The organism is Paenibacillus xylanexedens (assembly GCF_007680605.1).
GTDB classification, from domain to species: Bacteria; Bacillota; Bacilli; order Paenibacillales; family Paenibacillaceae; genus Paenibacillus; species Paenibacillus xylanexedens_B.
Window position 1 is genome coordinate 25,941 of sequence record NZ_VEIO01000004.1, and the last position, 13,849, is coordinate 39,789.

At 51.7% G+C, this 13,849-nt stretch carries 10 protein-coding genes; 3 read left to right on the forward strand and 7 right to left on the reverse strand.

Features of this window, described 5'->3' with window-relative positions; genetic code table 11:
* Positions 1-37: 37 nt before the first annotated feature.
* Positions 38-856, reverse strand: a complete 819-nt coding sequence (locus tag FS818_RS19585) for a zinc ribbon domain-containing protein (RefSeq protein WP_145333892.1) — start codon at positions 854-856, stop codon at positions 38-40.
* A gap of 355 nt (positions 857-1,211) precedes the next feature.
* Here FS818_RS19585 and FS818_RS19590 point away from each other — a divergent pair, with 355 nt between their 5' ends.
* The gene (locus FS818_RS19590; protein WP_260989922.1) at positions 1,212-3,959 is read left to right on the forward strand and encodes a UvrD-helicase domain-containing protein; all 2,748 of its coding nucleotides are present in this window, start codon (positions 1,212-1,214) and stop codon (positions 3,957-3,959) included.
* A gap of 116 nt (positions 3,960-4,075) precedes the next feature.
* Positions 4,076-4,444: a hypothetical protein gene (locus FS818_RS19600; RefSeq protein WP_145333894.1), complete on the forward strand. Its 369-nt coding sequence runs from the start codon at positions 4,076-4,078 to the stop codon at positions 4,442-4,444.
* A 225-nt stretch (positions 4,445-4,669) separates the two neighbouring features.
* On the opposite strand, the gene FS818_RS19605 is transcribed toward FS818_RS19600, so the two are convergent.
* Both FS818_RS19605 and FS818_RS19610 read right to left on the reverse strand, forming a co-directional pair.
* A complete protein-coding gene (locus FS818_RS19605; protein WP_145333896.1) occupies positions 4,670-5,740 on the reverse strand; it encodes a Gfo/Idh/MocA family protein in 1,071 nt (356 codons plus the stop codon).
* A 38-nt stretch (positions 5,741-5,778) separates the two neighbouring features.
* Entirely contained in the window at positions 5,779-6,255 is a 477-nt protein-coding gene (locus FS818_RS19610; protein ID WP_145333898.1) for a GNAT family N-acetyltransferase, read from the reverse strand.
* A 238-nt stretch (positions 6,256-6,493) separates the two neighbouring features.
* Here FS818_RS19610 and FS818_RS19615 point away from each other — a divergent pair, with 238 nt between their 5' ends.
* Positions 6,494-7,567: a copper amine oxidase N-terminal domain-containing protein gene (locus tag FS818_RS19615; RefSeq protein ID WP_145333900.1), complete on the forward strand. Its 1,074-nt coding sequence runs from the start codon at positions 6,494-6,496 to the stop codon at positions 7,565-7,567.
* Positions 7,568-7,800: 233 nt separating this feature from the next.
* Here FS818_RS19615 and FS818_RS19620 read toward each other — a convergent pair whose 3' ends face one another.
* The 4 genes from FS818_RS19620 to FS818_RS19635 all read right to left on the reverse strand — a co-directional run bounded on the left by FS818_RS19620 (position 7,801) and on the right by FS818_RS19635 (position 13,757).
* On the reverse strand, positions 7,801-8,199 hold the full coding sequence (locus FS818_RS19620; RefSeq protein ID WP_145333902.1) for a RidA family protein: 399 nt from the start codon (positions 8,197-8,199) through the stop codon (positions 7,801-7,803).
* Between the two features lie 155 nt (positions 8,200-8,354).
* Positions 8,355-9,332, reverse strand: coding sequence for a M15 family metallopeptidase (locus FS818_RS19625; RefSeq protein ID WP_145333904.1), 978 nt, complete (start codon positions 9,330-9,332; stop codon positions 8,355-8,357).
* Positions 9,333-9,635: 303 nt separating this feature from the next.
* The gene (locus tag FS818_RS19630; RefSeq protein WP_145333906.1) at positions 9,636-10,526 is read right to left on the reverse strand and encodes a hypothetical protein; all 891 of its coding nucleotides are present in this window, start codon (positions 10,524-10,526) and stop codon (positions 9,636-9,638) included.
* 48 nt (positions 10,527-10,574) lie between these two features.
* A complete protein-coding gene (locus FS818_RS19635) occupies positions 10,575-13,757 on the reverse strand; it encodes a DEAD/DEAH box helicase (RefSeq protein ID WP_145333908.1) in 3,183 nt (1,060 codons plus the stop codon).
* Positions 13,758-13,849: the final 92 nt, after the last annotated feature.

A 13,849-nucleotide genomic window follows, 5' to 3' on the forward strand; every position in this document is an offset into this window, starting at 1 on the left:
GCAACCAGCACTGCCTGACGGCAGCACGTCTACTGCATCAAATCTGCTCGGCTCCGCAACGCGGGCACCACTTCGAGCCTTTTGGCAATTCGGATGCACAAATCTGACACTTCACCATTTCACGTGGTACTTCCGTCTGCACATCTACGGTGTTCACAATCGGATTGTTTTCTTTCCAATAACGAATACGCTCATCCAGCTCCTGCTGACGCTCACGTTCCCGTTGCATCTCCTCTTCTCTGCGGCGTTCCCACTCAGCATCGAATGCCTCCTTCTCTTCGAGCGTAAACTCGGTGCTGTTATATCCCGGTTCCGTATCCAAATCAGCAATTGAAGGGATAACCGTATGATACGGCTCGGTCTCTTCATGTTCTTCCACAACCGGCGGTGCGTCAAAAATCGACTGTTCCGCAACCGGGTTCTGTGCAGCTGCCGTCTCGTGATTTGCCGTTTTGGCAACCCCTGCGGCTCCGGCCGCTCCCGATGCAGCTGCACCCGGTTTGGATTCGCCCAATTTGCGTCCACACTTCGGACAGAAGTTGGCATCCAGTGATGCGACGTGTCCACACTCACACAGGCGTTCATTCTTCAACTCGGCAATCTTGCTGCGAAGAGCGTCGATCTCATCCTGCAACTCATCACACAGATTAGACAGATCCACCATTTCCTTTTCAGCGAGCGTCATATCCTGTGCCCGATAACCTTCATAGAAGATGCGGCCCATATCGGTAAAATGGACTTCTTGTTCCTGTTGCAAGCCCACAATCTGATTGTTCAATTTGCCAATCTCAACGGCATGCTGGGCACGCTCTGTTGCTTTGTTTGCTCCGTTTTTGATGCGCTGAAGCAGTTTCATCACAATTCCTCCTCTGTCCCGTCAAAACAATATCATGATCATTTTTCATTAGTTAGCAGGTCAGCAATTCGCAACAAGCGAGTTGCCCTGGATATATAACTTATACGATATGAAGCCAAAAAGTTGCGAAAAATCGCGTTGCCACCCCATTTTATGCGGATATTGGATCAAAAGAGGGGCTTTCGTCAAGACCATACGTTCGGTATAATGGAACTTTGACTCCATATGAATGGAACACGCAGGATTCGCAACTTACTCTATCTTACCAATTTACAATGCGATTGTGAAAAGGGCAAATTCTTTACTCTTGAACGGGATTGTTCAATCCCTGAATGTATACAGAGGTGGATGAAACATGTTAAGTCCGAACTCAACGTTCTACCCCCGTCCGCTCGGGGTCACCCCCGCGTCCTCCTTGCCTCAATCCCCCTCGGCTCCGCTGGAAACCAGCCGGCAGCTTGTGGGTGATGATCAGCAGGACGCCTATTATTTCCGATCGCTTGAAGAAGCCGGCATCAAACTCAATGGCCCGCAAATCTCGGCTGTTCGCCATGGCAAAGGCCCTATACTTACACTTGCAGGAGCGGGTTGTGGCAAAACAACCGTACTCGCTGCGAGAGCAGGCTACTTGATGGAAGTCAGCGGTGTACACGCGGGCAGCATTCTGCTCGTAACGTTTACCAACAAGGCCGCTGCCGAGATGAAAGACCGGATTGCTGCCCTGCCGGGCATCAGGCCTGCTGCAGCAAGAGCGGTACAGGCCCGCACCTTCCACTCGTTTGCGCTGACTTTATTGCGCCATTACGGGGTGCAGGAAGACATTTTTGGTGAGTCGCGCGCCCAGCATACCGTGCTGAAAATGCTTCTTCGCCAGAATGGCATGAGCGAGGCGTTTCAACCGGAGAGTCTGCTGGCGATGCTGTCCGCCTGGAAGATGCAAGGTTCAGACACGGCAGACTTGCCGGAGAAAACGCAGGATGAGCGCGATGCCAAGCGGGTACTGCTCGGATACGAAAACTGGAAACAGGATCGCGGCAAAATGGATTTTGATGATATCCTGCTGCGCGCGGCTGCGCTGCTTCGTGATCCGGCGGTGTTAAAGCCGCTTCAGCGGCGTTTTCAATACATTATGGTTGATGAATTTCAGGATACTAACCGGCTACAATACGAGATCGTACAGATGCTCGCTGCGGCTCACCGCAATCTGATGGTTGTTGGGGATGATGACCAGACGATCTATACGTTCAATGGCGCACGGCAGGAATCGATTTTGGAATTCGATAAAGTATACCCAGGCGCACGCATCGTGACGCTGGATATTAATTATCGCAGTGATGCTCGTATTCTGGGACTCGGCAGCGAGCTGGTCGCACGCAATAAACATAGACGCGACAAACGGCTGCGTGCGGCAGGAAAACGCGGCGATGCGCCCCGGTTCGCTACCCCCTCTAACGCCGAGGAGGAAGCAGCCTGGGTCGTGAATCAGATCTGTGAGCAGGTGCAGGAAGGGCAGTTTCCATATCGGGACATTGCTATTTTGCACCGGACAGCCAGTAGTAGCCGGGCGGTATTTGAACAATTGGTGCTGAAGGATGTGCCCTTTGTACAACACGGGGCCGCTCCGGTCTTCTATGATCAGTCCCTGATCAAGCCGTTAATGGACCATATGCGCCTGTCTTTGAACCCGCGAGCGATGGATGCTCTGCCAAGCGCACTCGGTCCGCTGTATGTGTCCCGTGATGCAGGATTGGAGTATATCCAGCGCTGCGAGCAGAAGCAGGCCAAGAAATATCCGCTGATTCATCTGAGCAAATGGGACAAGCTGAAGCCTTTTCAACAGGAGCAGGTCAAGGAACGCATCAAATTGATCAAATCTCTGCATAAACTGAAGCCGATTATCGCGATTCAGGAAATGCGCCGCCAGTTCTACGATAAGTATATGGAGAGCGGCGACCCGACTATTTTTACTCATTATAAGGAAACGATGCTGGAAACACTGGATGAATTCGAAGCGGCTGTCAAAAAGTTCGAAACCGTGGAAGAATTCGTGCAATTCGCAGACGAGTTGTCCCGCAGACACCGCGAGATGGAATCGCTACGCCGGGCGCAGGATAGTGATGCGGTACAGCTCATGACCATTCACCGGGCCAAGGGACTGGAGTTCCCATGTGTGTACTGGATCGGAGCCAGTGAAGGCATTGTGCCGCACAGTACCGCCTTGCGTCAGGATATTCCGGAAGATCAGAAGGCAGCGCTCACCGTGCAGCAGACGGATGCTGAATTGGATATGGCTCTGGAGGAAGAACGCAGACTCGCTTATGTAGCCATTACCCGCGCGAAGCAACATTTATATGTGACATCACCCGCGAGCCATCACGGCAAACCGGCTGATGTGTCGCGTTTCTTGCTGGAAGCCTTCGGCATGGAGGTTCCGTACAAACGAAAACCACGGGAAGAAGCGCGTAGTGGTAGCCCGTCTTCATACGGAAATCATGGACATACAAGCTACAGCAGGAACAACAACGGAAATAATCAGAGCAATGGTAAAGATAATGTTAACGGTAATGGAAACGGGCAACATCGAAGCAACAATGGAAACTGGAAAAGCACCGGGAATGCTGGAGACAGACGTAACCGGGAAGGCAACAAGGATGGTACAGGTCAACGGACTTCATCTTATGGACAGTATGATCGACAACGAAGTGCGATAAACCATAAGGATCATCGGGAAATGGAAATGCTGGATGAGCGGGATGAGGATCGCCTCAGCGAACAGCGCGGCAGTGGAATTATTCGAGATCATAAAGCCTTTAGCACTCCAGGTCTCCATCCAAAAATTACTGCTACAACCTCCACTTCGAGTACTTCCCGGCATTCTGATTCTGCTGGGTCAGGTACAAGCCAAGCCGAGCGGACAGAAACGGTGGCGATCTGGAAATGCAGTTCAGCTACATGCAAAGCATGGTTGAGGCAAAAACCGGCGGTACCGTCCGGTAAAACTTCGAAAAAGGCCACCTCCGGGGCTCCCGTCTGTCCACTATGTTCAGGAACAATGATCGCCGGCACCCGGCAGGTTCCAATGACGAATCGATTTGGAAAATAGAGAGGCATCTTCTTCGTTTCAGGGCGCTTGCTGCTGTTTATTAACAGTAGAAGCGTCTTTTTTCCAATTCAACTGTAAAACGGTCTTTTTTTCAATAATGAAATGGGGGTTGGATTATGCAGGAAGGTAAACAACATCTGTATGTGTCGGTAACTCATAACCTTATTGAACGAACAAGAAACGAATCTACTCCGTTCGAAGTCCTTCTGGATGATGGACAATTGGCAACATTGCAAGATCTGATGAAAGTGCTTGAGGATGGGGACGACTACTCGTTACAGCGGGCACCCGTACCTTACAAATCGGCAGATCACGACGACGGTAATGAACGATTTACAGACGGTATAACGATGCTGTACACCTTCATCTATGATCATGGTACAACGGAGACCAGACAGGCTATAGAGGACATGGACGTGCTTCCAAAGCTTCAGAATACGGATTACGATGACCCGGGATATGAAAACTCACCAATGAATAAATAATGGAATTAAATGATGGATTGGCTAATTTATGAGTGGCCCTTGGCATGAACCATCTAACATGAAATGTAACCATCCAACAACCAAAAGCAATAACCCTCCTTCTGCTCCATTTACCATTTAGAAGGAGGGTTATTTTGTCAGCGGAATTTCCCGCGAGAATAGTCATGATTTAACTTTCCGTTATTATTTATTTTTTATATTCGTTCTATTTTATATTTTCAACGTCTAATCCAAACGTACTTCCTGCCCTTTTTCGGCAGACTCGTAGATGGCACACAGCATGCGCGTGGAGGTCACCCCATCCGCAATCGGGCTGATGGGCGGCGTACCGTTCAGGCAACATTCTACAAAGTGATCGATCTGATTCTGGAATGCACCGTGAATATCCAGACCGGAATGATCTGTCTGCGGTTCGATGTTCATGATGGTATCATGTTTCTCGGTGACAATCAGTGTTTTGGGCTCCAGTTCAAATCCACCGCGCTCACCGTAAAGCTTAACAAAGGATTCATCCTCACGGGCATGGAGGGTAAAACTCACATCTACCGCCAGAGAAGCGCCATTTTCAAAACGAATCAGAGCATTCGCCATATCTTCGACATTATTGATCGCAGCACTGTAGTCAGCCGCTTTGTAAAATGAGAGATGTTCCACATTCGCACGATTGCCGAGTTTGCGATACGTATTCCCGCTAACGGATACAGGCTTCGGTCTACCCATGAGATACCAGCACTGATCGATGATATGTACACCCAGATCAATTAATGGACCGCCGCCGGAACGAGCCTTGTCCGCAAACCAGCCACCCGGATTACCCAGGCGCCGCAAAATCGACGCTTTTGCATAATACAGCTCGCCAAATTCGCCCGCATCGATAAATCTGCGCAACATCTGCATGTTGTTATCGTACCGCCGTACAAAACCCACAACAAAGGTACGTCCGCTTTTTTTCACCGCTTCCTCAATCCGCAGCGCGTCTTCCACATTCGTAGCCACCGGCTTTTCCAATAACACATGTTTACCTGCTTCCAACGCCGCGACGGCAAATTCCGCATGCGTATTATTCCATGTGCAGATACTCACCGCATCGACATGCGGGTCTTCCAGCATCTCACGATAGTTGGTATAAACGGACTGAGCGTCATACTTCTGTGCAGCCGCCTTGGCCCGTTCCTCATTCAGGTCACAGATGGCATAGATGACGGCATCCTCATTTTTGGCATAACACCTCATATGAAGATCCGAGATCGAACCTGTGCCGATCATACCGATATGCAGCATTTGCTTGGTGCTCATCTTCGTCCTCCCTCCCTTTTCCAAAACTTCGTTAACGTCTAGTCTGCCCGTAGCATGCCTTCGTAAATACCCGGTGTTGAATTTTCAATCTCCACCGCGCCCAGCGTTCGTTTGTAGAAGTCCATCGGCCCAGCCGATCCGATAATCGCGTAACCGTAGCCATCTGCTCTCATCGCATGCATACAAGCCAGTAGCAAGGCAGTCCCAACACCTTTTCCACGGGCATCCGGGCTTACGCCAGTAGGGCCGAAGAAATTACGGCAGGTCGCTTCATAACAGGCAAAACCAATCATTCTTCCATGCTCCAGCGCAATATAACAGGTCACAGGCTGACGCGCAAAAGCGACATCGCATTCATCTACCCAATGCCGGTTAAAATGGGTTCTCACCCAGTTCAGCACCTGCTGTTTCTCCGGAGCAATAGCTCTGCGAATCACAATGGATGCAGCCTTCAGTTTCTCCAGCCCGCCGTGTTGCTCAGGCAGACGATAAAGCGCGACCAACATATCACTCATCGGTTCGTTTCCTCCTCATCTGGCACGGAATGATCCGCATACTTTGAAATTAACCTAATCCTACTGCGGATAACCTGCTTCTTTCGCAATAATCCGAATTGAAACGAATGAACCGCGTTTGCAGTGTTTATATCCTACTGCAACACTGAGACAGGTTATCCCGTCAGTAAAGATGAGATGCGGTGATCTGTATAAAAGTTTACCGCGACACAACGCAGATGAGAAGGGATGATTACGAATGAAAAACAATATGAAAAAAGTAAGCACAATCATGGCTCTATCTATGGCACTGAGCAGCGGAGCTGCTTATGCTGCTTCACTAGATAACACGGTGCAGTCTATGCAGGAAACCGTCACTTCTGCCCCGAGTAGCACTACGGGAGTTGTACATGTATCCGTCAATGGTGTAGCGGTTGCCAACGGATACTGGACTCAAGACGATAAGGCAGCCATGATCCCGCTTCGAGCGCTAACCGAAGCTCTGGGAATCGAATTGAAATGGCATAAGGAAGACAAGTCCGCAGAGCTGACTCGCGGGGCATTGTGGACTCAGGTTTTTGCGGATAAAGATCGTTACTCCGTCAACAAAATGCTGCTTACCCTCGGCACAGCTCCTGAAATCAAGGAGGGAACACTTTATGTGCCTGCTGTTTTCGCGGAGAAAGTCCTGCATGCCCAATTAAGCATCAATGGAAATCAGGTGGAGATTAGAAGCGAGGAGGATGTCAAGACGGTTACAGAACGTGGCGTGATCACACACATTGCTAATCAGGATAAATATCAATCCATTCAGATTGGCGGCGCGGGGCCGGATGGTATCGTGTTGAACCTGAGCAAGGATACCCAGCTCATTTCGGCGGAGGGAAAAGAAATTCAACTGGCTGACCTGTCCATCGGTATGATGGTAGAAGCCGAACACTCCTTAATGATGACCAAAAGTCTGCCTCCACAAACACCAACATATAAAGTAACCGTACTGGATACAGCGGCTGAAACAGCGGCACAACCAAAAGAGACTTTTGGAACCGCAGGCACGATCGAGGATGTCATTGCCAAAGACGGCATCGTGTCCCAGATTGAGATTAAAGGTACACGTCTGGCTGAGACTGCACCAGATCATGTTGTTTTGAATATCAACAAAGAAACTTCGCTAGTGGACCAGCAAGGCGAAGCCGTGAAATCTGAACAACTGACCAAAGGTGCGAAAGTAATCGGATTCTATAGCCCTATGCTTACTCGCAGCCTGCCTCCGATCGGCACAGCCTGGAAGGTCGTTGTAGAGCTTCCGAAAGTGCAGCCCAAAGCCGAGTAAAGGCGGCAGGATGTACCCGATAGTAGTTAGAGTTAACCTATAGGCAAGTAAAGTAGAATACATGTGGAATTACGCGTAAAGGCTGAAAACGCTAAAAACCTTTCCCTCCTGTCTTCTGACAGGGCGTGGAAAGGTTTTTTTCACAAACGAGTAAGTATCCAAACTTCTAAGGTAAGTATTCTAAGGTAAGTATCTGTTAGTTGTCTTCTGTTTTCTGGATAGAGGAAGTGTAATCAAGCCTCATCTGAAGATTGTATAATTGCTTCAGCCTCAATCTCCACCATTAGCAAAGGATCAATGAGCGCACTTACTTCGACCATCGTGGCTACAGGCTGGATCTGTCCGAAAAATTCGCCATGTGCTCTGCCAACCTCTTCCCACTTCGAAATATCCGTGACAAACATACGTGTTCTAACCACATCGGCCAAGTCCGCACCAAGCTCTTTCAGCGCTTTTTCAATCGTCTCCAATATAAATTTGGTCTGCACATACGGGTCACCCGCACCGACAACGACGCCATCCTGCATTGCTGTTGTCCCGGCAACCTCTACCCGGTTACCCACACGAATTGCACGGCAATACCCTACTAGCGGTTCCCAAGGGGAGCCCGTAAATACCTGTCGTCTGCTCATTTTCTAACCCTCGCTTTATGTAATTTGATAGTTGTATTAAAAATGAATTATATCAGTCTGTCCTCATCTGGATCAACGCAAAAATCCCCTGAACAAATCACCTTTACCTCAAGTAAGGTTGGGTGTTCAGGGGAAATGAATAACGAGACACGGAATTACAGTTTAATATTAGCCTCGTCAAAGTAATCTTCCAAAGTTAAACCACTCTTTACGACATCGGGTGCAATATCTGCACCAACATAACGAATGTGCCAAGGCTCGTACACGTAACCCGTCTTGCTCTCCTGACCTTTCGGATAACGAATGATAAAGCCATATTCGGCAGCATGTTCATCCAGCCATTTGCCTTCTTTGGACGAGCCGAACACCTCTTCCAGCACATTGCCCACACTTGGACTGGATACATCTATGGCAAGACCTGTCTGGTGTTCACTGCGGCCTGGAACGGCACTTACACGGGAAGCATACTCTTCCCCTTTGGTTTTCACATTATTGTTGTAGATAGATACCTGACGCTTGTAAGACCGGTATCCAGACACGGCACGAAGCTCAATCCCGTCTGCTTTGGCACCAGCAAACAGTTTCTCCAGCGCTTCCGCAGCTTCTTTGCGCATATGACGTTTCTCATGTGGTCCTTCGAAGGAGAACGGCACGTCAGGCTCAACCAGATCACTCGGCTCATAGCCTTCCGGCAGACTACGCTGTTTGTTGACAATGACCGTCATTGCTTCCGCATTCGTCACCACCGATTGGGAGTCAATCGTTGTCTGCAGCGCGCTGATGCTGCGTTTCTCCATGAGCGGATCTTCTGCTGTTGCACCACCACTTCCATTGTCCGCAGAACCCTGCCCTTCTCCGGTAGATGCGCTATCCGATCCGTTATCTGTTCCTTCATCGCTACCTGAATTTGTTGTGTTATCACCTTCAGCATTGCCCTTGCCATCTGAGCCAGATTCATCGGTCAAATGCACGGTTGTGCCATCGGCTCCCTGCTCCGTATTCGGTGTTCCGTTTGCGTTCTGGTTTTCGTTCGCACCGGAACCGTTCTGGCACGCAGCCAGCAAGGCTCCACATATCATAAGTGAGGACAGCAGAACCACGATTCGGCGCTGTCTTCCTGTTCCTGATTTCATCATAAAACTCCTATCACCTTAGTAGAATGAATATCTTTTTAGGTTTTCTCAACGTTCCTATAATGTTCCCTGCGACAGTATACCTTAAATGCACGATAAGCTCCACCTGTAAAGAGTTCCTTCTCCCAGCCTCTATGCTGAGATATACCCGTTATACAGCTTGCACCCTTGATTTCTGTACATTTAATGCAACATCCCAAACTTATACAGCTTCAGCTGGAAACTGGGAAATAAAAGCTCAGCTTCACAAAAAAACAAGCAGGGGCGATCTAGTGATCTCCCCCGCTGTACATGTGTGATGCATCATTTGGTTGCCGGGCTGTCCTTGTGCTTCTGGACAGCCTGCCACATCCGCGCCGCCACGCGCTCGCGGATGAGATCCAGACCGGCTGCTGCGGGCACTCCCGGCAGCAGCGCGGTCAGCTCGGGCAGCGCCGGCGGTTTGCCCGGCTGCGCGAGCCGCACCTCCACGGCGCCGAAGCCCGGCCCCGGCTGGTGCATGGCGCCGTCCGCGGCGGCCTCGGCGATCCACTCGCCGACGGCTGCGCCGCCTTCGCCAGCCCGCGCCTGCGGGCGGCCCGCCGTTTCCGCTGCGCGGCCCGGGCCGCCGGGATCATGGGCAAGTTCCTCTGCCCATGATCCCAGCACGCCGGCGAGCAGCGCTTCGCGCGGCAGGCCGGCGTGCGCCAGCTGCAGCAGCGGCTCGGCCGCGAGGCGCGCAGCAACGGCGCGCTCCGCCGCCGCGGCATGCGCGCAGCCCGCGCGGCCGCAGGTGCACGCCGCTGCAAGCGCTGCGCCGGGCGCGGCCTCGCCGGGCGTGCCAGCAGGCGCCGCCGCGGGCAACAGCCCGGCGAGCTCCTCTGGCGCCGGGCCACCGCGCAGCAGGGCGTACAGCGCCAGCGGGCGCTTGCGCAGCCGCGCCAGCACGGCCTCGCGCTGCGCCTCGCTTAGCTGCGGCAGCGTACCTGTGACCGTGAACACGCCGGATGCGGCTGTTCCGGTCAGATCTGCATCAGCGGACCCGGGCACCGTCTCTCCCGAATCCGCCGCTGTATTCACCTCTGCTGTCCACACCCCGGGGGACATATGCAGCTCGACGTTCCATTTTTCGCTCATCATCATCCCCCTCTCTTCATTGATCATCCAAACGCGCTTTACCAACATCAAGCCGATTTTGCCTTCATCGCCGAGCATTCAAATGTAGCGTGAATCCCCTCATCCAGCCCATGCCTCAGCGTTAATCTACAGCCAAGTCTCTCCTTGAAGCGAGATCAGACTACGCAATTCATCGTCCGACATCTCGGTCAGCCAGTTTTCACCCGAACCTACGACCTGCTCGGAGAGAGCTTTCTTGCTCTCGATCAGCTCATCGATTCGTTCTTCCAATGTACCCTGGCAGATCAACTTGTGTACCTGAACGTTACGATTCTGCCCGATGCGGAATACCCGGTCTGTCGCCTGGTTCTCCACCGCCGGATTCCACCAGCGATCATAGTGAATGACATGGCTTGCTCTTGTCAGGTTCAGACCCACGCCGCCTGCACGAAGAGACAGGACAAACATGGATGGCCCTTCCCCTTTTTGGAATGTCTCCACCATTTCATCCCGCTGTGACTTGGAAACCCCACCATGCAGGAAGTAAGGCTCTTCCTCATAGCGCCGGTTCAGTCTGGAAACCAACAGATCCCCCATCGCAACATACTGCGTAAAGATCAAAGCCGATTCTCCGTTGTCCCGGATGGCATCCAGCAATTCCAGCAGTCGCTCCATTTTACCCGATGCCTCGGCCTTTCCATGCTCCTTCCGGCTGTTGTCCGCCAGAACAGGATGATCACAGATCTGCTTCAGCTTGGTTAGAGAGGATAACACGATACCTTTACGCGCAATACCGTTCCGTCCATCCAGACCACCCATGAGATCGTCCACGACCCGTTGATACAGAATCGCCTGCTCCGGTGTCAGTGAACAATAGGATTTCAGTTCCAGCTTTTCGGGCAAATCTTTGCGAATATCCGGATCACTCTTCAGCCTGCGTAACATAAACGGCGACACCAGTCGATGCAGTTCCCGGAGCGAAGCCGCGTTCTCTTCCGAAGGGGCCAGACCTGTATACCGCTGGCGGAACGAAGAAGATGTACCGAGATATCCCGGATTCAGGAATTGGAAAATAGACCAAAGCTCACTCAAACGGTTCTCCACCGGTGTTCCTGTCATGGCAATCCGATGAGAAGTGGACAGCCGCATAACACTTTGTGCCTGCTTCGTCCGATAATTTTTAATATACTGTGCCTCATCCAGTACAACGGTTGACCAGTGCAACGAAGCCAAATCCGGGCCATCACGGCCTGCCAGGTGATAGGTTGTGAGCACGATGTCATGCTTCTGCGCTTCCTCTTCGAAAGCATTTCCATGCAGCCTTTGTCCACCATGGTGAATATACAGTGACAGGTCTGGCGCAAAACGCTTCAGCTCGCGTTGCCAGTTGCCCAGTAGCGAGGTTGGGCAGACAATAAGCGTAGGCCATTGAACCTTCGGCATATCTGTACTCTGATCAACACCGGACGCCTGTGCTTCTTGTGCCTCTTTCAGTGCGGCCTGGCGTTCCTCCTCTTTGCGATCGAGCAGACACGTGATGACCTGAACTGTTTTTCCAAGTCCCATATCATCGGCAAGACACACCCCGAAGCCCAGTTCACCCATGGCAGATAACCACTGAAATCCACGTTCCTGATACGGTCTCAGTTCACCATGCAGCTCCGCTGGCACCGGGCGAGGTTCAATGTTACGAAGCACCTGCCCCTCCAGCAGGAAAGCGAGCATACCTTCGGATTCAGCACCAAAAACAGACATCCCTTTCCAAATGGAATCTTCCCCTTCATCTGCGGCAAGATGCAGCCATTCGGAAAGCGGCATGTATTGTTCTTCTTCTTTTTTCATATATCGAAGCACTTGGCGAATCTCTTTGGTATCCACTTCAATCCATTCCCCGCGAAACATAACATAGGGAACGGTGGATTCAGCCAGTGCGGCAAGTTCCTCCGCCGTAATCGGCTTGCCATCCAGCATCGGCTCTGCTGTAAAGGAAACGAGTTGTTCCATGCCGAGTGTAGAACCAGCTCCAGGTTGACGCTCCGGTGCTCCGTTCACCATCTGCAAGCGCAGACCTGCACGTCGTTTCCCCGCGCGGCTCCATCTCGACGGCATTAGAACCGTTACCCCTGCCTTCTGCAACTTGGGAACCGCATGGGTAAGAAATTCAAAAAAGCTCTGTTGCTGTAGCTGTATCCCCTCGGGACGAGCATGTAGCAAAGCAGTTTCCAGTTCGGGTGCCAGCTCAGACGCCTCACCAATGGCCATCAGTAACTGTTCTGCCACAGAGGCGTAGCAGACTTTTCCCCGATCCAGATCACGCTCAGGATGTGCCCAAATGCTTCGTGCAGGTAACCTGAGACCTGCCTCCTGATCGCTATCCACCCAGAAACTGATACCCCAGGTGGTCTCCTGCTCCCCCAGCGGCGGCTCCAAACGCAGGACCAGTCTGAACTTCCCTTCCGAAGGCGGCATTTCTTCGACACCAAATGCAGGCATCGTTGTACCTCCAGCTTCATGGATCGCGTCCACGAAATCCGCCAGATCCTCTGTCGGTCCTTGCACGGTGACTGGGCGAAATATAGAGATCAGACTGTTCCACCATAGCTCAGACACGGGTGAAGAGCCGCGCCTGAACGATGTCCGGTAACGTGAAAGCTCACTATCCATGCTCTCCAGTTCATTCGTTACCACCGCATGAATGATGCCGCTCATAAATGAAAACAAAACCGTGCCTGCCGCTTCCTCACGTGTCTCCGGCTCCGTGGAGGCATAGGCTCCCGGCGCTGACAGCGCAATGGGAGGCATCGATTCCGCAAGGCTTTTGAAACGCTCCCGATCTTCTTCAAGTTGCAAACGTGGACGCCATACCCCTGAAAGGGTCTCCTGACCCGTTCGGCGTCTTGCACCTGTTTTAGCTGCAAATGCCGCAGCCGGAGCAATCGCCCCTCGCAGCAACAATTCCTGTGTGAACTGTGCTGCCTTAACCCAGTAACGCATCTCTTCTCCAGCTTGAATCCCAGCTGCATGTAACATCTGGTCATCCCACTGTAATAACAGTCGGAAAGCATCCTTCGGCGAAACCGCCAATCCTTCCAGCGTGCGTCCAAGCAACTGCCTCCGCTTTACGTTTTTGGCTTCTGCCGCATTTCGAAGCGGATTCGGCCAGCGCAGTTCCGCAAGACGTAGCGCGGCAGGCTGAAACAGACGACCCCCGTCGCCAAATTGCAGCCTTCTTACCACGTGACTCCATGCATCTACGCGCGGTTCCGATGTTTCACCGGAAAAACAAAAAAATACGTCTCCAAGCCATACTCCATACAGCGATTGCATCATTACAGTCTCCCGTCATCCCTTCGCATTGTTACTCTCCATCATATACGAAAATGGACGGATTTAAAAACCTTTACGTATAAAAAGTACTGATC